Source organism: Rhodococcus sp. C1, from assembly GCF_020809065.1.
In the GTDB taxonomy this organism is placed as follows: Bacteria; Actinomycetota; Actinomycetes; order Mycobacteriales; family Mycobacteriaceae; genus Rhodococcus_F; species Rhodococcus_F qingshengii.
The window spans coordinates 3,577,410-3,599,999 of sequence record NZ_CP078080.1 but is presented as its reverse complement, the minus strand read 5'-3'; the positions used below and the strand labels follow the sequence as shown (position 1 = coordinate 3,599,999).

General features: G+C 62.2%; 6 protein-coding genes. 4 read left to right on the top strand and 2 right to left on the bottom strand.

Translation table 11 applies throughout. The annotated features are described in order from the left end of the window. Positions 1 to 158 precede the first annotated feature (158 nt). On the top strand, positions 159 to 16,370 hold the full coding sequence (locus KTR60_RS16350; protein ID WP_228401042.1) for a non-ribosomal peptide synthetase: 16,212 nt from the start codon (positions 159 to 161) through the stop codon (positions 16,368 to 16,370). A gap of 348 nt (positions 16,371 to 16,718) precedes the next feature. On the opposite strand, the gene KTR60_RS16345 is transcribed toward KTR60_RS16350, so the two are convergent. Together KTR60_RS16345 and KTR60_RS16340 are read right to left on the bottom strand one after the other, a co-directional pair. Beyond that, entirely contained in the window at positions 16,719 to 17,288 is a 570-nt protein-coding gene (locus KTR60_RS16345) for a DUF5655 domain-containing protein (protein WP_054827764.1), read from the bottom strand. Between the two features lie 95 nt (positions 17,289 to 17,383). Next, on the bottom strand, positions 17,384 to 18,037 hold the full coding sequence (locus tag KTR60_RS16340) for a GNAT family N-acetyltransferase (protein ID WP_180279627.1): 654 nt from the start codon (positions 18,035 to 18,037) through the stop codon (positions 17,384 to 17,386). A gap of 124 nt (positions 18,038 to 18,161) precedes the next feature. Here KTR60_RS16340 and KTR60_RS16335 point away from each other — a divergent pair, with 124 nt between their 5' ends. From KTR60_RS16335 to KTR60_RS16325, 3 genes are all read left to right on the top strand, one after another. Next, positions 18,162 to 19,553, top strand: a complete 1,392-nt coding sequence (locus KTR60_RS16335) for an MFS transporter (protein WP_193595237.1) — start codon at positions 18,162 to 18,164, stop codon at positions 19,551 to 19,553. 3 nt (positions 19,554 to 19,556) lie between these two features. After that, positions 19,557 to 21,113 carry a pyridoxal phosphate-dependent decarboxylase family protein gene (locus KTR60_RS16330; RefSeq protein ID WP_228401041.1) on the top strand — a complete coding sequence of 519 codons (1,557 nt, stop codon included), beginning with the start codon at positions 19,557 to 19,559 and terminating at the stop codon, positions 21,111 to 21,113. A 127-nt stretch (positions 21,114 to 21,240) separates the two neighbouring features. Beyond that, positions 21,241 to 22,572: an SAM-dependent methyltransferase gene (locus KTR60_RS16325; protein WP_063316114.1), complete on the top strand. Its 1,332-nt coding sequence runs from the start codon at positions 21,241 to 21,243 to the stop codon at positions 22,570 to 22,572. Positions 22,573 to 22,590: the final 18 nt, after the last annotated feature.

The following is a 22,590-nucleotide window of genomic DNA, read 5'->3' as shown; positions in this document are numbered from 1 at the left end:
CTGCGTCGACATGTCTAGCAGTGTTGGCCCAGTGGTGAAAACTTAGACGAGACAGTAGGGTTCGGTTCGGCCGTTCGTGGTGTTCGCTCCCATGGATTCACGTGATCAGCCACCGAACGTTCGTGAAAAACAAGGCTGGTGAAATGTGAGGTGACGGGTTGAGTGCTTTTCCGTTGTCTCGGGCTCAGCTCGCGCTGTGGTTCGCGCAGCAATTGAGTCCGTCAACTCCGTTCGTGGTGGCTCAGTACGTGGAACTACGCGGACCGGTTGACGTCGACGCGCTGATCGAGGCAACGAATACGGCATGTCATGAATTGGAGTCGCCGTTCGTTCGCCTCGTCGCTACCGATGCCGAGCCGGCACAGGTCGTCGATCATTCGATCGTCGACGATCTCGTATACCTCGACTTACGCAGCGACCGCGACCCGGTTCGGCGCGCGAACGAGTGGATGACAGCGGAATACTCACGGCCACTTGACGTGATGTCTGACCGCCTGATCTCGGCAACCTTGCTTCACCTGGCAGATGAGCACTACTACTGGTACTCGCACGCCCATCACCTCGTGCTCGACGGACATGCGGCGATGACACTCACCGCTCGGGTGGCCGAGCGCTATTCGCATCTGGTTCATGGCAAGACGCTGACTCCTTTCGGTGGTCTCGGGGTACGTGCACTGCATGACCTCGACGTCGATTACCGATCCTCGTCGCGGTATCGATCGGACGAGCAGTACTGGACGGAGATGTCCGAAGGCCTGCCCCGCCCGGTTCGCCTCGCCGACGGCGCCGGCCTGACGTCCATGCCGCAGCGCATGATGGTGCGGACACTGAATCCAACTCTTGCAAAACGGCTTTCGGATGTCGCGACCGAGTGGACTACCTCCGAGGTGGCGGTCCTCGTCGGTGCATTCGCGTCCTATCTCGGTCGCATGACTGATTCCGATGACGTAGTCCTCAGCTTGCCGGTGTCCGGCCGCACCACGGCGACGTCGAAACGTTCAGGTGGGATGCTGTCCAACATCGTGCCTGTTCGTGCGCAACTCGAACGGGATCTGTCGCCACAAGAACTGGTGCGTCAGATCTCGGTTCAAATGACCGGTGCGCTACGCCACCAGCGATTCCGCTACGAGGACATGGGCTTCCAGGAGGGTCAGGGCGGATCCCGTGAGGCGGCGGGCCCGGCCGTGAACGTCATGATGTTTCACGAAGCGATTCGGCTCGGTGACGTCGTCGGCGAATTTCACGTCCTCACATCCGGACCCACCGAAGACCTGTTCTTCAGCATTTATCCGTCGATCGCGGGGGAGAACGTTCGCCTTTCCTTCGAAGCCAATCCGCACCTCTACAGCGAACGTGACTTGGCGATGCATCATCGTCAGTTCGTTCGGCTACTCGAGGGGTTCCTCGACTCGGCTACCCGTGCGCTCGGTGACCTCCCCATCCTCTCGACGGATGAAGTGAAGGATCTGGTCCCTGCGCTAGGTCAGCGGACGGACGGATTCGCGACGCTCGATTCGGTCATCAGAGGCGGCGCAGGGCAGGGGAGTGCCGTCGCGATCCGCGAGCAAGGTGTGGACGTCACTTACGACCAGCTCGGCGCTCGCGCGGATGCACTCTGCGCCTTGCTCGTGGAGAACGGAGTCGGACGAGGCGACGTCGTCGGGATCCTCACCGGGCGCTCGACCGATTCCGTAGTTGCATTTCATGCAGTAGTGCGGGCTGGTGCTGCCCTTCTCTTCGTGGATCCTCAAACACCCTCCGAGCGTGTCGCTTTCCTTCTCGACGACGCCGACGTGTCCGTTGTGGTCGGTGGCGAACTCGTGAACGTGCCGGCCTGGGTCTGCGTCGTCAACCCCAGGGAAGACGAGACCGTCGAAGGTCCGGTGGATCGACGCGTGGGGGCGGGTTCATCTATCGCCGACCTGTCTCTGGACGACACCGCCTACGTGGTCTACACCTCTGGTTCTACCGGGCGACCGAAGGGTGTCGCGGTCACGCACCGAGGCATTGTGCCGTTGCTGCGTTCTCACACACGGCGTCTGAACATCGATAGTTCCTCCCGCGTCGCGCTCCTTGCAAACACATCGTTCGACGTGGCGATCCTCGAGATTCTGCTTGCACACGGCTGCGGCGCGACCGCAGTGATCGTTCCTCCCGGATTGATCGGCGGAGTGGACCTCGAAGACTATTTGCGACTTGAAGGTGTCACGCACCTGAACTCGACGCCATCGGTTCCGTTGACGATGGATCCTCGGGCTTTGCCGGAACTTCGAGTCTTGAACGTCGGCGGCGAGCGACCGCCGGGAGCGCTAGTGGATGCGTGGTCGAGTCACGTCGACATCGTGAATTCGTACGGGCCCAGTGAAGCAACCGTCGCGGCATTCATGAGCGAGCCGCTCGCGCCTGGTGGTGATACTCCGATCGGGCGCCCGATCGACGGCGTTTCCGCTGTGGTGTTGGATTCGTCGTTGCTGCCCACTCCGGTCGGCGCCGCGGGGGAGCTGTACGTGATGGGACCAGGACTGGCGCGCGGGTATCTTTCCGCGACGCTGACCTCGGAGCGTTTCGTAGCGGCGCCCTTTGGTGCCACTGGTGCCGGCGAGCGCATGTACCGCACCGGGGATGTCGTGCGATGGAACGATGCCGGTCAACTCGAGTTCTTGGGTCGCTCTGATCAACAAGTCAAGATCCGTGGAGTACGCGTCGAACTGGGCGAGATCGAGGCTGTGCTCCTGTCGACTCCCGGCGTTGCGCAAGCAGCGGTGGTCGAGCGATCCGGGTCGCTTGCGGCGTATGTGACCGTGGCCGAAGGTGCAGCTCATCCGTTGAGCCAGACGATGGTGCTCGATCATCTGGCTACCCGACTTCCTCGTTCCATGCTGCCGAGTTCGGTGACTATTTTGGCAGCATTGCCCGTCACGAGCCATGGAAAGACTGACCGTTCAGCGCTCCCTGAACCGGCGTCGTCCGCGCCGGCCGAGCAGCGCGCGGCGGTCAACCGTCCGATCGAGTACGACGAGGAATTGATTGCCTCGGTGATGGCCGAGGTCCTCGGCGTCGGAGTTCTCGGACCGCACTCCGACTTGTTCGCCTGGGGCGGTAGTTCACTCGACGCCGTGTATGTTGCCGCGCGAGTGAGTTCCGCTCTCGGAAGACGGGTTGGTGTCAGGGACGTGTTCGGTGCCCCGACGCCGGCGCGCCTGGCCCGGGTAATCCGTGCGGGGCGGGCGGAGTGGATGGTGGAACCCCAACGCATTTCGGACGACCTCGTCGTGGAAATCGCACCGGCGCAACAACGCCTGTGGTTACTCAACCGTCTGGATCCCCAGTCGTCGGCGTACAACATTGCGTTCGAGGTCGCGTTCAGTGGTGCTCTGGATATCGAGGCGATGAGGGCGGCGGTAGGTGACCTGACCGATCGCCATCTCGTCTTGCGTACTGTTTTCTCGTTCGACCAGAATCACGATGCGTGGCCGATCCAGGTTGCGACCGCGACTCCGGTGACTCTGATCGAGGTTGCGTCCGAGGATTACGAGGCTGCGTCAGCGGATTTGGTTGCGGCGGGTTTCGACCTGGCGACCGATGCGCCTCTTCGCTTGATCCTCGCCTCCGGCAGCGACGCCGACCACCGCATGACCGTGGTTGCCCATCACATCGCCCTGGACGGCCTTTCGTTCGCGACGATCGTCTCGGACCTCGTCGCGGCGTACGACGCTCGCGCCGACGGACGGTCGCCGATCTGGCCTTCGCCCGCTCTCGACTACCGCGACTATTCCGCTTGGCACAGAACCATTCTCGGTGATCCCGCGGATCCACAGAGCTTGGCAGGACGCCAGCTGGAATTCTGGTCCGACACACTCGCCGGTGTTGATCCGACTCTTGCGCTTCCCGTGGACAGATCCCGCCGGCCGGACCAACCGTCGTCGGCTCGGGACGTGACGTTCGAGTTGCCCTCACCCATCCATGCGGCGCTGAACGAGATCGCTCGCGCGCACGACTGCACAACCTTCATGGTGTTGCACGCCTGCCTTTCGATCGCACTGAGCAAGATCACCGGTGCGTCCGATGTGGTCATCGGGACCCCGACCTCCGGACGAACGCATCCTTCGTTCGACGGTGTCGTCGGTATGTTCGTCGGGACCGTCGCGCTGCGAACGCTCCTTCGCGGCGGAGACACGTTCGGTGAGTTCTTGACTCAGGTGCGCGAGGTTGATGTGGCGGCCCTGTCCAATGCCGACGTTCCGTTCGACTGGGTGGTCGACCGTGCGGTCGGTGGGGGCGTAGGTGAGAAGAATTCCTTCCTCAGAGTGGTTCTCGCTGTCGATCCGGTAGCGCCCGACTCCGCGATCGCGATGGGAACTCTGACGGTGCACGGCACTCCGCTACCTCCGGTCCACCCTCGCTTCGACCTCGAAGTGACTGTGCGCGAGGATCGTACGATTGACGGCGACGCGAGCGGTGTTCGCGGCACTTTCCGATATGCCGCCGATCTGTTCGATGCAGGCACCGTGCAGAGCTGGGTCGAGCGGCTTCGTCGAGTGTGTGGCTCGATTACCGAGAACTCGTCAATCATGCTGCGTGACATCGATGTTCTCAGTGTTGCGGAACGCGAAGAATTGTCGGCTCGGGTGCCGGCGCCGTCGATTGTCGCGCAGTCGCTGCCTGACCTCTTCGGGGCCGTCGCAGCCCGGCATCCGAATGCAATCGCGGTGTCGAGTGGCGATACTCGTTTCACCTATGAAGAGGTGCGAGTTCGTTCGGAGGGCCTTGCCGCTGTCTTGATCGATCGAGGAATTCGAGTCGGTGATCGCGTGGCGGTCGCCCTGCCTCGATCGGTCGACCTCGTCGTAGCCATCATCGCTGTCGTTCGCGCGGGCGCGACGTACGTACCGATCGACTTGCAGTATCCCGACGCTCGTATCCACTACGTACTTGCCGATGCAGGCCCGAAAGCGATTCTGTCGACGGACGAATCTGCTGGGCGGTTCGTTGGGTACGAGCAACTTGTCATCTTCGTGGACGAGACGACTGACGCTACGGCCGACTGGCCCGTTGCACAGTCGGAGTCCGCCGCCTACGTGATCTACACTTCCGGATCAACTGGAGCTCCCAAAGGCGTAGTGGTGTCTCAGGACAACGTGTTGGCGCTGCTCGCCTCGACCCGAGAGATCTTCGACTTCAACGCCGAAGATGTATGGACGATGTTTCATTCGTACGCATTCGACTTCTCGGTCTGGGAGATGTGGGGTTCGTTGACCACTGGCGGATCCCTCGTGATCGTGGACGGTGATGTCGCGCGCTCACCCGAAAGATTCGCGGATCTGATTGTGCGGGAACGAGTGACCGTTCTCAATCAGACCCCGGCCGCCTTCTATGCGTTGGCGGAAGTCACGCAGGAAATGCTGCTTCCGCTCCGGACGATTGTTTTCGGCGGTGATCGCCTCGACGCCGGGCGCGTGGAGGCTTGGTTCGATCGGCACCCGGACGTGCGGGGCGTCAACATGTTCGGAATCACCGAAACCACAGTCCATGTCACCAGTTTTGATCTTGTCCCCGGTGACGAGACTGTCTCGCCGATCGGGTCCCCACTACCAGGGTTGCGCAGCTACGTACTGGACGCGTCGTTGAAGCCCGTCCCTCCGGGATCTGTCGGCGAACTGTATGTTGCGGGTCCGCAGGTGGCCGAAGGCTACTTGGGTCGACCCGCGATGACGTCTTCGCGATTCGTGCCTGAACCCGGATTCGATGGATCACGGATGTACCGCAGCGGCGATCTGGTCCGTTGGCGAGCCGGCCGACTCGAATATGTTCGCCGCGCCGACGGTCAGATGGCACTGCGCGGTTACCGCATCGAACCGGGCGAGGTCGAATCCGCGCTGTTGGCTCACACGTCGGTGGAGCAGGCCGCGGTAGTGGTGAGAGAACTCGACAGCGGGCCGACTTTGGTCGGTTACATCACCCCGGGGAGCGGACACGACCTCGACGGCGTCTTGCGGACTGCTCGTTCGTTGCTGCCCGCGCACATGGTTCCGTCGGCTTTGATGGCGCTCGCGTCATTACCGGTCACGATCAACGGCAAAATCGACCGAGCATCGTTGCCGACCCCGGTGTCTCTCACGCAGCCGACTCGGCAGTCGCGAGACTTCTTCGAGCAGACAGTCGCAGCCATTCTGAGCGATTTGATGGAAGTTCCGCATGTCGATCCGGTCCGGAACCTCTTCGATCAAGGCGCCAATTCCTTGATCGCCACTCGTCTTTCGTCGCGTCTGAACTCCGCCCTGGGCTGTAACCTCGACGTCCGCGATGTGTTCGAGCACCCATCCGTCGATCAGCTCGCAGACATCGCTGCTGCGCGGATAGGTGTAGGGCGAACCGGCGCGGAGCACGCGTCTGACGTGTCCTTGGGGCCTCGTTCGGACAACACGGAAGTGCACCTGTCAGCTTCCCAGCATCGAATGTGGATTCTGAATCAGTTGGATACAGACTCCGCCGGATACAACATCCCGATCGTGCTGCGCTTGGCAGGCGAGCTGGACGTGGTTGCGGCCGAACTGGCAATTCGTGACGTGATCAATCGCCATCGCACTCTGCGGACCGTGTACCCGGTTGTCGGCGGCGGCCCGGTTCAGACGGTGCTCGACGCCGAGGATGCGCTTCCGGCCTTTCAGCTCGAGGCACTCGACGGCGGCGACGCCGAGAATTGTGTAGCAGAACTGGTGGGTTCGGGCTTCGATGTCACCGTTGATCCGCCCGTACGTGCGGCACTTCTCCAGGTTTCACCTGTCGAGCACATCCTGGCTGTCGTCGTCCATCACATTGCCGCCGACGCTCGATCACTCGAATTGTTGGTCCGCGACTTCACTGCGGCGTACATCGCCCGCTCGGCGCAGCACGCTCCGCAGTGGTCGCCGCTCGCGCTCGAATACTCCGATTACAGTGCATGGCAAAGGGAATCGGGGATTCCCGAGACGGTACGCAGCTACTGGATGCAGGCTCTCGAAGGACTTCCCGAGCAGGTGACGCTTCCCCTCGATCGTCCACGTTCGACGTTCGCCCGTGCGTCGAGCTGTCGGGTGGAGATCTCAGGTTCGGTACGAACGGGCCTTCAGACACTCGCACGATCGAACAACGCGACCATGTTCATGGTTGTACACGCCGCTCTCGCGGCGCTGTTGGCGAGGTACAACGGTAGCGATGACGTAGCTGTCGGCACTGTTGTGTCCGGACGCGTCACACCTGAACTCGACGAGCTGGTCGGCATGTTTGCCGGCACGATTGTTCTTCGAACCGAAGTCGATCCGTCGAACTCGTTCGGCCGGTTGGTCGAGCAGGTTCGTCAGCGTGACGTAGCGGCGTTCGCGCACGCAGAGATGCCCTTCGAATCGCTGGTCGATCTGATCGACCCACCGCGATCGCGTTCGCGACATCCGTTGTTCCAGGTGGCGCTCTCGTTCCGAACTGCTGAGACCGCCGCGTGGTCGATACCAGGGCTGGACATCACACAGATTGCTCCTGAAGTCAGGCACGCAAATTTCGATCTGCAGGTCAACGTCACGGACGAGGGGGTCGGGGGCGAACTCGGTCTCGAATTCGTCTACAACGCTGATCTATTCGATGATCTGACGGTATCGAGCTTTGCGGGCCGGTTCGAGCGCTTCCTGAATCAAGTGTCTGTCGACCCGAATGTCGCCGTAGGGCAAATCGACCTGTTGGACAGTGCGGAACGAGCTCTTCTCGTCCCCGCACACGGCGCGGTCGACCGGCCTGATCGATCTCGACTTTCCGGTACGACACTTGCCTCCATGCTGCGCTTCGGCGTCGAATCCGCCCCGGACGCTGTGGCGGTCGAGGGTGAGGGCAACACACTGACTTACCGGGAACTCGATGCCCAGTCGGATGTCGCAGCCGACGAGTTGCGCTCCCGGGGAGTTGGAGTCGACCAGGTCGCTGCTTGGACTGCAGATCGGTCGATTGCGTCGATCGTGCAACTGTGGGCAATCGCGAAGGTCGGTGCAGCTCCGGCATTGACGGACCCGGAACAGCCGCAGGCGCGAGTACGCGATGTCCTCGAAACACTGGGCACCGGAGCGATCGGCGGCCGCAACGCTGGTGGTGAAGACGCTGGTGCTGAAGACGCTGGTGGTGAGAAAGTCACCGACTCGGTGCGCGAATATTCCGAGAACCTGGCGGCCTACGTAGTTTTCACGTCAGGAACGACCGGAACCCCCAAGGCTGTGGTCGTGACCAACGGCGGGCTCGGTGTGATCGCCGAAGACCTGCCCGGTCGATTCTCGGCTGGGCCAGGTTCTCGCGTATTCCATCGCGGAGCGCCAGGATTCGACATGACGTTGCTCGAGGTGCTCATCGCGAGTGCGTCCGGGGCCACGCTCGTTCTGGCGAAGAACGAAGAACTGTTCGGCTCGGGACTCGCATCAGCACTGAGGCGCGAGCGAATTACTCATCTGTGCGCCACACCTACTGTCGTCGCCTCGATCGGCGATCCTTCGCTGCCGGACCTTTCCACGGTGATGTTCGGGGGCGAGCGACTCGGCGGCGCGTTGGCGAAGCGCTGGCAAGCCGGACGCCGAGTCATCAACGGATACGGACCTGCCGAGTCGACGATGTATTCGCTTGCTACCGAACCACTGTCGATCGAACAACTGTCGGGTGACACTCACGACGGATCGATCGGGTATCCACTGGCCGGGGTCGACGCCGTCGTGCTCGATGATCGACTCGAACCGGTGCCGCCGGGAGTCGCCGGCGAACTGTATCTCTCAGGTCGAATGCTCGCTCGCGGTTACGCCGGCCAACCGGCCCGAACTGCGGAACGATTCGTGGCAACCGGTTCAGGCGCCCGGAAGTACCGGACGGGCGACCTGGTGATGTGGAAGCCGGAAAGCCCCAAATCCGAGGGAAATACGTATCGCCTGCATTATCTCGGGCGAACCGACGTGCAGGTGAAGGTCAACGGTGTCCGGATCGAACCGGGTGAGATCGAGGCAGTCATTCAGTCTGTCGCGAACGTCGACTTCTGTGTCGTCGGGGTTCGGTCGGCCGAAGGTGGAAGTCCTCTGTTGGTCGCCTACGTGAGAAGTTCAGGTGCCGAAAGAGTTGACACTGGTCAACTTCGCGCTGCCGCCGCAGAAGTCCTTCCGACGTACATGGTTCCGCATGCCATCGTCGACATCGAGGGCGAGCTTCCGATGCGGAACGGCAAGGTCGACTTCGCCCGTCTCCCGTCTCCGACACTGGATGCTTCCCGTGCAGAGGGGCCGGCCACCGCCACCGAACGTGTTGTAGCCGGAGCTTTTGGTTCCGTCCTCGGTGGGAATGAGGACGACCGCGACGCAGACTTCTTCTCGCTCGGGGGCAACTCGCTGTCGGCCGCGGAGGTTACCTCGCTCTTGAGTAGTACTCTGGGGCTGGTTGTTCCGCTCAGGACCGTATTCGAGCATCCAACAGTTGCGGCGTTGGCAGCCCGGCTCGATTCGCTCGAGCAGAACGACTCGGTGACCGATCTTGTCCGACTGGAACCGCGCCGCGACCCCACGCCCGCACCCCTGTCACGAAACCAGCGTGCGATGTGGGTACTGAATCAGCGGAACACGGCGAGCGGCGCGTACAACCTGCCGATCTGCATCGAGATCGACGGTGAACTCGACGCGGCGGCGCTGCGTCAGGCAGCAACGGATCTTGTCGGTCGTCATGATGTCCTCAGAACCCGGTATCCGGGCACTCCACCGGTTCAGGTCGTGGATCCTCCGACCTCCGTGACAATGGAAACGCGGCTGGTCGCCGACATCGAGGTCGAGGTGCTGCTGCGAGAGTTCGGCTCGCGTGGTTTCGATGTAGCGGCAGACCTGCCGGTGCGCTGGATGCTGCTCCAGGTGTCACCGGTCAGGCACGTTCTGGCAGTGAGCTTTCATCACATCGCAGTCGACGGGGTGTCGATGCGAACGGTGGTCGGCGACCTGCTGACCGCGTACGGCAAGCGACGAGCTGGACTGGATTCGCAATGGTCTCCGTTGCCGATCCAGTACGGGGATTTTGCCGCGTGGGAGGCAGCACGTGACGTTTCCCCTGGCGTCGAGCAGTTCTGGCGCCGAACGCTGGACGGTGTGACATCTGTGTCTCCGCTGACGGTGGATCACTCCGATGGCGGGCCGGATACCATAGCGCAGCGAGTGAACTTCGTGATACCAGCCGTCATCACCTCGGCACTGCAGGCGCGAGCCGACCGATTGAAGGTCTCGCTGTTCGCGGTGGTTCATGCGGCGTTGTCGGTGGTGCTTGCCAAGCTGAGTGGAAATCCCGATGTCGTGATCGCGACAGCTGTCGACGGACGGCGGGCGCCTCAGCTCGACGGCGTGGTCGGCATGTTCGTGGATACGGTGCCTCTTCGCCTTCGGATCGACGGGGACGTGCCGATCGATCTTCTGTTGGGTGCAGCTTTCGATGCTGATGTGGCAGCGTTCGAAAACAGCTCTGCTCCTGCCGAGTTGGTTGGTGAGCTGCTCGGTGGACGAACTCCCCAGATTGCGCTGGGTCTGCAGAACTTCGCGATCCCTGCCGTGGAGGTTTCCGGCCTCACGATCGAGGCTCGCGAAATCGAGACCGCGACAACGAAGTTCCCCATGCATGTCTCGCTCGCACCCGCTGACGACGGTTCATTGACCGGAGCGCTCATCTATGCCGCGAGCGCATTCGATCCTTCGAGCGCCGACGCGGTTACCCGACAGCTGTCGAGAGTGCTCACCTCGATTGCCGAGGATGTACCAGTACTCGTTTCGGATCTCGTGGTGGGCGCGGCGCCCAGTTGGACTGCTGCCGAGGTCGATTCGTCCCGCACACTGACCGAGATCTTCGCCGCCACCGCGGCGCGATTCCCGAACAACATTGCTCTCGACGACGGACACCGCACGGTGACGTATGCCGAACTCGACTCTGCCTCGGATGCCCAAGCCTGGGAACTGGTGGCTCGGGGAGCAGGACCGGGTGCCGTGTACGAGATTCCGGCGGTGCGGACTATCGCGTACCTGGTCCGAATGTTGGCGATCTCGAAAACGGGAGCGGCATTCGTGCCGATCGACCCCGACCTGCCACCGGCACGTCTGAAGCAGCTGCGCACAGTCCTCTCCGATCGCAGCCCTGTTCCCGGTCGGCAGTATCCGGATTCAGTCGCGTACGTTGTTCACACGTCCGGGTCGACCGGTGAACCGAAAGGCGTTGCAGTCACCCACCGAGGACTGGGCCTGCTGACCGACGATGCTGTCCGCAAGTACGGCGTGACCTCGGACTCGGTTGTGCTGCACGGTTACAAACCGACGTTCGATGCAGCAATCCTCGAGATGATGTTGGCGATCGGCGCCGGGGCTACCTTGGCGGTCGCTCCTCGGGAGGCTTTCGGCGGAAGGGCACTCGAAGAATTCGTCGCAGAACGCGGCGTCACTCACATGTTGTCCACTCCAGCCGTACTCGACACGATGGCTCCAGAGCGGTTCGATTCGCTCGAGGTGGTGGCAGTCGGTGGCGATGTGCTCTCACCTTCCACCGCGCGTGCGTGGAGTCGCCGCGCGCGAATGCTCAATGCGTACGGACCGACGGAATGCACGGTGGTCACCACTGTCGCCGAGGTGGATCATCGGGTCACCATCGGAGTCCCGCTCGCCGGAATCGGTGCAGAGGTGCTCGATACGCGACTGCGTAGGGTGCCGTGGGCCGGGATCGGTGAGTTGTACGTCAGCGGGCCCGGGCTTGCGATGGGCTATGCCGGAGATCCTGCCGGCACCGCCACGTCGTTCATCGCAGCACCCGGCGGGCACCGCCGTTATCGGACCGGTGATCTGGTTCATCGCCGCACGGATGACAGGCTCGGATTCGTCGGACGCTCCGACCGTCAGATGAGCGTGCGAGGAATCCGCGTCGAGCCCGCCGAAATCGAATCAGCTCTGCGTCGGTGCACGGGCGTCGAGGCTGCGGCGGTTGTCCTCGTCGACGACATCGCCGTTGCGTGCGCGGTCGGCGATGGTGTGGAGGCGGATCAGCTGACAATCGAGTTGGCCGCGATGTTGCCTGCGTATCTGATGCCCGGCCGCGTGGTCGTATTGGAGTCGATCCCGCTCACGACGAACGGAAAACTGGACGCAGATGCGTTGCGGCGCCATGTGTTCGAGAGCCAGGCGCCCGATGCAGCAGTGACGGTTTCGGAGGAACTCGTCACCGCTGTCATGTCGGAACACGTGTCCGGAAGTTTCGGCGCTCTGCACAACCTGTTCGAATCAGGTGGTGATTCGTTGGCTGCGGCAGCGGTGGCAGGTCGACTCGCCTCGATCTTCGCGCGAGATGTGCCTGTTCGCGCCGTCTTCGACAATCCGTCGCCGCGAGCGATGTCTCAGTGGCTGTCGGCGAGCGCGTCCGATGGCAAACGCCGCGAACTGACTCGACGTGATCCCGGCAAGCCGGCCCCGCTGGCGCCCTCGCAACAACGACTCTGGCTGATCAATCAGCTTCAGCCGGAATCGACTGCGTACAACCTGACGTTTGCAGCGGTCCTGGCAGACGACATCGATCGTTCGGTCTTGAGCAGCGCGCTCGGCGACGTCGTCGATCACCATGCCGTATTGCGAACTGTCTGTGTTCCGGGTGAATTCGGTCCGCAACAACTTGAAATGGACTCTGTTGCATTCGATCTCACTGCGGTACACGTCGGCGATATCCGTGCGAGCGCTTCGGCATTCGCGACTGTGCCGTTCGATCTCGAACGAGATGTTCCGTTCCGTGTGCGTGTGTTCGCCGAAAAGGCAGGAGTCGACTCTGCAGGACTGACGGTCCTGGTCATCGTTGTTCACCACATCGCGATCGACGGAGCGTCGATGGGCCCGATCCTGACCGATTTCGTGGCAGCCTTCGAGGCCAGGTCGGCAGGTCTTCCCTGGGATCGCTCGTCGGGGGAGATCAGCTACGGCGACTACAGTTTCTGGGCGAGAGAGAGCTTGGGTGACCCCGAGGATTCTCTCAGCATGGCTCACCGGCAACTCGACTATTGGTCGGACGCACTTTGTGGCGTCGAGGATGTGTTGGCTCTACCCGTCGACAACCCCCGGAGTCCCGTGTCTTCACGATCCGAGGAGATGGTGACGGAAGTCCTCGACGGCGCCACCTACGACGCGTTGTCGGCGTTGGCTCGTTCGCATGGCGTCACGGTATTCATGGTCGTCCACAGCGTGATTGCCGTGCTGCTCGCTCGCGAGTGCGTCACGGACGACGTCGTGGTGGGAGCAGCTGTGAGTCTGCGGAACGATCCGGCGCTGCTGAGCGTCGCCGGAATGATGGTGGGTACTGTCGCATTGCGCACGAGGATCAACTCCACCGATCGCTTCGCTGCTGTTCTGGACGAGGTTCGCCGTGTCGATCTGGAAGCAATGGCGAACGCGGACGTCTCGTTCGACGACGTCGTTGCGAAGGTCGATCCGCCGCGCAGGATGAACGAGCATCCGCTGTTCACGGTCATGCTGGCGTACCGGCGAGCGCTGGAGTTGCCGCAGATCGACGGCATTACCGTCTTCGACATCGACAATTCAGGGGCGTCGACCGGTTACGACTTGACGTGGGACCTGGTCGACACCGGTGACAGTCTGACTATTCGATTGCTGTATGCGACGGACAAGTTCCGCGAGTCGACCGCGGAACTGTTCATGCAGCGGGTGAGACGTATCGCCGAATCAGTGACCGCGGAACCCGAGATTGTGATCGGGGAGATCGAACTGCTGTCCGGACTCGAACGCTCGGCGCTGACTGCTGCGAATCCTCGCCACGTCGAACCTCTGACGATTGCCGACATTTTCGAACGCGCTCTGCGTCAGGCGCCCGACGGCGTCGCGCTGGAAGAGAACGGCAGACGCTGGACTTACCGCGACCTGCACGAGGAGTCGTCGCACTGGACACGCGAGTTGGTGGTCCGAGGAATCGGACCCGACGACGTGGTGGCCGTTGCGCTCGGGCGCGGGCATCTGTGGATCGTTGCGTTGTGGGCAGTAGCGCGTGCAGGCGCAGCGTGGCTGTCGCTCGATCCGGCGCTGCCGACAGCGCGCCGGCAGACGATGGTCGAGGAATGCGGTTCGGTTGTCGGTTTGACAGCGGGAGGTGCATCCGAGAGTTTGCCCGAGTGCGTCGAGTGGGTGGCGATGGACGAATCCCGCACTGCTGGTGGCGCTGCCGAGGTATCGGCAACGCCGGCTCACCCCGACAACCTCGCCTACGTCATCTACACGTCGGGTTCCACGGGAAGACCCAAGGGCGTGGAGGTTTCACACCGCGGAATCATGAACGTCTGCACCGCACACGCCGAGATCGCCGAGCTCGAGCGTGGCCCCCGAGTCCTGCAATTGGCGTCGTCGACCTTCGACGCGTCGGTGATCGAGATCCTTCTCGCGGCTGCAGGGTGTGGAACGCTGATTCTGACTCCCGACTTCGTCTACGGGGGAGAAGAACTCACGAATCTGCTGATAGCCGCCGACGTAACACATCTGATCGTGACGCCGACGGTCCTGGCGACAGTCGATCCGGATGCAGTGCAACCGTTGATCGTCGAATCGATGGGGGAGCCGCTCTCTGCGCGCCTTGCGTCGGCGTGGTCACCCCGACATCGCATCGTCAACGGATACGGACCGACCGAATCAACGATCGCGGCATCGATTTCCGCACGGATCACTGACGCGGACGTCACTGTCGGCACTCCAGTCCCTGGTACGACAGCATTTGTTCTCGATCAGAGGCTCCGACCGGTTCCGGATGGCGTTGCGGGAGAACTGTTCCTCGCCGGTGAGAATGTGGCACGGGGGTACGTCGCTTCCCCGGCTCTGACTTCCGAGCGCTTTGTTGCCAATCCTCATGCGGTGGGGACTCGGATGTATCGCACGGGTGACCTCGTGCGTCGTAGGCGTCACGACCGAGCGCTCGAGTACCTGGGTCGCAACGACGCGCAGGTGAAGGTGCGGGGTGTCCGCGTGGAACCGGCGGAGGTCGACGCGGCTCTGTCAAGCCATGGAGCAGTGGCCTTCTCGGTAACCGTTGTCTGTGACGACGGGCACGGATCCGCTGAGCTCCGTTCGTATGTGACGTTGGCGGAAAACGGTTCGGCGACGGAATCGGAGCTTCGCGGGTTCGTCTCCGGCCTGCTGCCGAAGCATCTGCTGCCTTCGTCGGTGACGATAGTGGGCGAGGTACCGTTGCTCGCTTCGGGGAAGATAGACGCAGCGGCACTTCCTGCTCCTTCACCGCAGCCAGGGTCGAGTGTGGATCGACCCATCTCGGATACCGAACGTCACGTGGCACAGGCATTCGAGGGCGTGACCGGCGCGAAATCGGTCGGCCGCTACGACGACTTCTTCGAGCTCGGCGGGACATCGATGGGTGCAGTTCGAGTGGCTACGCGCTTGCGTGAGAGCCTGAACAGGGAATTCCCGGTTCAATGGATTTTCACCGACCGAACTGTGGCGGAGCTTGCCTCTCGGATGGATCTCGTTCATGCCGATGTCTTCGAGGGTGATTCGCTTCGTTCGGATCCGCTGGACACGGTCGTCATGCTCGGCGGCGACCCCGATGACCAACGGCCGCCGTTGTTCTGTGTGCATCCGGTCAGCGGAATCGCCTGGTGCTACGCCGGACTCGTCGGTCAGCTGCGGGGTCGACGGGTGTACGGCATCCAGGCAACGGGAGCAGGTGAATTGCCAGGCACGGTGGCGGAGTTGGCGTCGGGGTACGTCGATGCCGTACGGACGGTGCAGCCATCGGGTGAATACCATCTACTGGGTTGGTCTGCCGGCGGAACGATCGCGCTCGAGATGGCGAGCCAACTCGAAGAGGCCGGCGATCTGGTCGGTTCGGTTGTCATGCTCGACGCGCTGTTACCGGAGATGATGCCATCGGTACAAGCGGCTCCGAAACCTTCCGAACTATTCGCGCAGATCGGGCTATCCGAGGTTGAAACTGAAACTGCAGCACTGACTTTCACAGACGTTGCGACAGAGATCCGAAGGCAGACCGGTATGGATTTCCTTTCCGATACGGTACTCGAATCCGTAGTGGGTCGGGTGGAAAAACTGTCGCGAATCGTTCGGGACCACACGCCGAGGCACTATTTCGGGTCAGTGGAACTGTTTGTGGCGCAGCATGATCTGCCTGAACATCGTCACCTGGTCGAAAGGTGGTCCGAACTGGTGGGGCCGTTGCGGGCGTACCTGGTCGACTGCTCCCACTCGGAAATGTCGAGCACTGAGGTGTTGGCGGAGGTCGCCCAAGTTCTCGTCGGCTATCTCGAAGGTGTCGATTCGGATTCGAAGGATCGCAATCATACTGGGGTGCAGTAGATCTAACGGGCCGGGACTTTGGTCCGGAATTGTCACTCCCGTGGTCCCCTTGCTTCAGTTCCGCAAGTGGAATCTGTAGCATTTCCCTTGTGGCAGTAAGCCATTCAGAAACTATCTCCGGAGGATCGTATGTTGGGTTCCCTTTTTTCCATCAGCTCTGAAATCGGTGTTCCGTCCGTCGACGCGCTCTTCGAGGCTGCTCGGACCATCATCGGCGCGCTCTTCGGCCTGAGCTGACACGTCGCAGCGACCTTCCCCCGCGGTGAAGAAAGTCCCTGTTCTCCGACAAGGAGGACAGGGACTTTCGTGCAGCCTGCAGGTGCGTTTGCGTGGCGGTGAGTGAGCGACCTACCGGCCGTTCTGTTGATACGCGATCGCTGTCAGCAATCCGACTTCGTCGTTCACGTCTGCGGTGCTGCTGAGCCCGATCTTGTGGGTCGACTGCCCGGGAGCTTTGGCCGGGACAAGAAGTTCGGATTCGGGGGCCTCGACAAAACGTAGTCCGAGGTCGACTCGGGCCTTGGTGGCCGCTGCGATGGCGGCGAATTGGCGAGCGCGAACGAAGGGCGTGTAGGTTCCGCGGCCTTCGACCCGAACATCGGTTCCGAGTTCTTCGATCAGACGTCGGGCTGCATCGAAGATCGGCCGCAGTGCTGCCTTCGGGCCGCTGTACTGCTGGTCGATGTATTGCTCGACGGTCGGCTCCACCCATCCGGACTGTTCGGCAGTCTCGAATGCAATTGCCCACTGCGAATTCTGCGGTACACCGTGCTCTGCTTTCAGCCACTTGCGCACTTCGTTCTGATCGAGCGGGTCGACCCCGGACGTCCGTACGGCCTCAACCCATTCTTCGAGGGTGTGCCCGGTACGGTCGCGCATGGACGAGGTGACTGCGGCCATCATGTCGGAGGGTTCCATGTGTCTGGTCTTCCGGTTGTCACTGGTCTTTCGGTTGTCGCTGCTCTTTCGGTTGTCGCTGCTCTTTCGGTTGTCACTGTGCACGTGGAGCTCGCTCAGTCGATGCCGAGCATCGTCTTGAACGCGCGCACGCCGGTCACTTCGACGGGATACGGCGGTGCGACAAAATCTTCGCGGCTGAGGGTGAAGAGACGACGCACGGTCATGCGACCGTCGGCAGCCAACTCCTCTACTGTGCCGTCTGCGCGGTACCCGACTTTGGTGGACACCGTGATCGAGGCGGGGTTGTCCGTGAATGCCGACGACACGACGCTTCGTGCACCCAAAGAGTCGAATGCGAATGCGCAGATTGCCTGTCGGGCGAGAGTGCCGACACCCCGGCCTTGGAACCCGCGTCCAATCCACGAGCCGGTTTCACCGGTACGACTGGTAGGAAAGTCCGTCGCGGCGAACGCCTGGCAGCCGACGATTTCTCCGTCGACGACAATGGCTGTTTCGAATTTCCAGTCGGTCATGGTCATCGCTCCGCGGACCGACCAGTGGTATTGGATGAATCTTCGCGACACTTCGTCGGGAGTGCCCACCGTCCAGGGGACGAGAAACGGCATCTGTTCGGCAGGGTGAATGCCGGCTCGGACCAGCGCAGTGAGTTCGGGGAAATGATCGTCGCGCACAGGGAGCAAGGTGATGGGCCCACACGTGATCGTGACTCCGTACGGAGGCCAGATCTCTCGCAGTGGGTCAACCATCGTCTTCAGACCTTCGTTTCGTGTGCGAATCGGGTCACAGTCTGGCATGCCAGGCCCGTCCGAGTGAGCGACTTCTGGTCATCGGGATTCTTTTGCCCTCGCGGTACGAAGTCGTGACATTAGTGTGTGGACGGTGACTACAGACAAACCGGTACGTCTTCGTGAAGGTAGATCGCCCGACAGGCTTTCGCGTGGTGTGGTGGCCGGATACGCAGCGGGAAGTGTCGGTACGGGTGGATTCGGTGTTCTGCCAGGTCTGGTACTGGCGTACTACCTGACCGACACGCTCGGCGTTGCCGCGGCGCTCGCGTCGCTTGTGGTCATTGTCCCGAAAATCGCCGACGTCCTGATCGATCCGCTGATCGGGTCGATCAGCGACCGAAGCTCTCATCGAACCGGTACGCGAGTGCCACTCATGCTCGCAGGCGCTCTGGGACTGCCGTTGCTCTTCATTCTCACGTTCTCGGCCCCGGTGTCGGCCGGCCCCGGAGTCGGGGCGATGTGGGTGCTCGTCTTCTTCCTGCTCGCGGCGAGTGCCTACAGCCTCTTTCAGGTGCCGTACATCGCGTTGCCGACCGAGTTGACCGGCGATTACCACGAGCGCACCCGGTTGGTATCGGTTCGAATTGCGGTGTTGGCCCTGACAATTCTGGTCATCGGCGCCGGCGGACCCGAGCTACGCGACGCTGCCGGGGGCGGAGCACGCGGTTATCTGGTCATGGCGATCGGGGTGTCGGCGCTGATGTGCGGGGCAATGATCTGGGCAGTTCGCGGAGCCGCGCGCCACACGGTGACTCACGCGGACGCGCCGGTCGGCTCGTTGCTCACGCAGTACCGGGACGGGTTCGACGCGATACGACGTACCCGCGCGTTCCGATTGCTGGTCATCGTCTTTGTGCTCCAAGCTCTTGCCACCGCTGTGATGTTGGCGGGTGCGCAATATCTGGCGACCTATGTGATGGGCAACGAAGGTGCGCTCACCGGTCTGTTCGTTGCACTCGTCGGACCAGCTCTCGTCGTCATGCCGCTGTGGTACCGGTTCTCGCATCGGTACGGAAAGCTTCGCGGTTACGTGGTGTCTTCGGTTCTGTTCGTCGTCGCCACGGCGTTGTTGACGCTTGCGGCTGTCGACGCGGGTTCGTGGATCTACGGTGCCGTCGCGCTTGCCGGCGTCGGCTACGCCGGCATGCAGGTGTTCCCGCTGGCGATGCTTCCGGACGTCATCGAGGACGACGCGCGAATCGGTGGGCGCCAACGCGGTGGTTCGCTCAGTGGTATCTGGACCGCCGCGGAAACCGCAGGCCTTGCCCTGGGACCCGCGGTGTTCTTGGGTGTACTCGCGGTGACCGGCTTCGTTTCGAAAACTGCGGGCGAGGCTGTCGTGCAACCGGAATCGGCGCTGACCGGAATTGCCCTCGGCTTCTCGGTCGTGCCGGCGATCCTGGTTGCGATCAGCCTGGTCGTATTGCGGAATTACCGCACCGAACAAGAATCCACTCACGAGAACGAAAGGTGAACGATGAGTTCCACTCGGGCCGAGGAACTTCAGGGCAAGATCGTCGAGAGCGCAAACCTCGAGAAGAGGGCGGCCGACATCTTGAGTCGGTTGCGTTCGCTTCGCGAGCAGGACGCTCCGACGCACGGAGGCCGGGTTCTGTCGTACGTGTACGACAGCGGCCTCGCAGCGCTCGACGAGTTGGCAGCGGACGCAGCTCGATTGGTTCAGCCGGTCAACGGTCTCGACCCGACGGTGTTCCCGTCCACCGCGGTGATGGAGCGTGAGTTGGTTGCGTTCGCACGCGAGTTCCTCCATGGAGCTTCAGACCCAGCCTCAGATACAGACGCCGGAGGCGTAGTCGTCGGCAATGTCACCAGCGGCGGAACGGAGAGTTGTGTGTTGGCCGTCAAGGCAGCTCGCGACTTCCGTGGGCTCCCGCCGGGTGAGGGTTCGCTGGTTCTTCCGACCACCGCGCATGCCGCTTTCCACAAGGCAGCTCACCTGCTCGGACTGGAACTGATCCTGGTACCAGTAGATCCCACGTCGGGGCGCGTCGGCGCACAAGATATTGCGACGGCAGTTCGGAAAGACACGGTCTTGATCGTCGTCTCCGCGCCCAGCTACCCGTTCGCGGCGCTCGACCCGATCGCCGATGTCGCGGAAGTTGCTCGTGCACATTCGATTCCACTGCATGTCGACGCCTGCATCGGTGGGCTTGCGTTGCCGTGGTGGGGTGATCTGCCACCCTGGGATTTCCGGGTGCCCGGGGTCACCAGCATGTCGGTCGATTTCCACAAGTACGGATACTCGCCCAAAGGCGTTTCGGTCCTGCTGCACCGAGGGCGAGATCTGCATCGCAAGCAGTATTTCGGACTCACGGACTGGCCGGGGTACCCGGTGGTCAATCCCACGCTTCTCGGTTCCAAATCCGTTGCTGCTCTTGCCGGTGCTTGGGCGATTTCGCAAGTCCTCGGGCAATCCGGGTACGCCGAATTGGTGTCCCGGGCGCAGCGGGCCACTCGTGCACTGATCGGCACGGTCGAGGCAATCGAGGGTCTTCGCGTCGTGGGCTCGCCGGTGGGACCACTGTTCGCGGTCGCTACCGACGATTCCGTGCCGCTCGAACGGCGAGTGGATCCGCATCGCTGGGTGAGCGCTGTCGGTGCTCGCGGCTTCGTCCTTCAAGGGCAGCCGGCGTCGACGCAACCTGACGGGACGACGTTGCCTCGAACAACCCACCTCACCGTCACCCCGGTGACGGAATCTGTGCTCGGCGAGTTGACCAGCGCACTCGTCCTCGGTGCCGACGACGTTCGCGGCTCGGCGGAAGCCGAGGCGCCGCCGGCCCTGGCAGAGTTGGCCGGAGCATTCGAACGTGGCGATGTCACCGTCGCCGATGTTCTTGCGTTGCCCAGTGACGCCGTCGCGGCAGCGTTGACGTCGGCGGGGCTGGATCCTCGGGGCTCTTCCGATTCTCCCTTGGACATGGCGGCCGTCCTCGCGGCAGTGGAATCGCTGCCACGTGAGGTCACGAAGAGACTGCTGGTGGAATTCCTCGCCGGAATGGTGGAACCCTGAACTCGGCGATGAATACCGAAACCGCGATGAACACTGTCCAAAACTCGGACAAATGGCGCGAAAGATTCGCGAATCGGGCGTAAGTTTTCTGTCATCGGCTAACCATCTTTTGTCGGAGGGTTGATCAGTGACTGGTGCCGCGGCCAAGATTTTGACGGTGTTCGAGGAAGTGATCGGGGTTCCGCTTCCGGTTCGCGTGCGATGTTGGGACGGTTCGGAGGCAGGGCCACCGGACGCCGCTGCGCAGGTTCACTTCCGGAATCGGCGTGCCCTACGGCGGGTCCTCTACTCTCCCAACGAATTAGGGCTGGCGAGGGCGTACGTTTCCGGCGATCTGGACGTAGACGGCGATATCTTCGCGCTCCTCGACGTTCCGGAACTGGTCACGCGGCTCGGTGAGAATCGTTTGTCGACGTTGCCGCTGCGCTCGATTGTTCGCGCCGCCGGTACTTTCGCCGGCTTGGGAGCGGTGGGTCCACCACCGTCACCCCCGGCGATCGAGATGCGTAGTAAGCGAGGCAAGCGGCACAGTAGATCACGCGATTCGGCGACTGTCTCCCATCACTACGACGTCGGGAATCGCTTCTACGAACTGTTCCTCGGGCCGAGCATGGTCTATTCGTGCGGATACTGGCCGGAAGGTGTCGAATCTCTCGAAGCTGCTCAGTACGCGAAGCTGGACTTGATTTGCCGCAAGCTCGATCTGAAGCCGGGAATGCGACTGCTCGACGTCGGCTGCGGTTGGGGATCGATGGCATTGCACGCCGCCCAGAACTACGGCGTCGACGTCGTCGGAGTCTCGCTGAGCAACGAGCAGGTCGAATACGCCAAGGGGCGAGTTTCCGACGCGGGTTTGACCGATCGCATCGAGATTCGGGTGCAGGACTACCGCGACGTCGACGACGGCCCTTACGACGCGATTTCGAGCATCGGCATGTCCGAGCACGTGGGCCTGGTCAATTTGCCGGTGTACACGGCAAAACTCTACGACCTGCTCGTGCCGCAGGGTCGTCTGCTCAATCATGCCATCGCCGCGGTGAAGTCGTTGTCGGACAACGTCGATGACGGTCCCAGCTTCATCGACAGGTACATCTTCCCGGACGGTGAGATCCTTCCTTTGAGTAAAACCATTGATGCGCTGGAACTTTCGGGTTTCGAGACGCGTGACAGCGAAGCGTTGCGCGAGCATTACGCACTGACACTGCGCGCATGGGTGCAGAACCTTCGCGAGAACTGGGACGCATCGGTCTTACAGGTCGGTGCTCCCCGGGTGCGTACCTGGTTGCTGTATCTCGCTGCCAGTGCCCTGGGTTTCGAGGAGCCGCACAGGCTTACGATTCATCAGGTTCTGGCCGTGAAACCAGGGGATCGGGGGGCCAGCGGCATGGCCCGCTCGCGTGACAGTTGGTATCGATCGATTGAAGTCCCGCAGATCGAAACCGGTCCGCGCGTCGACTGAGGCCTATACGTTGGATTT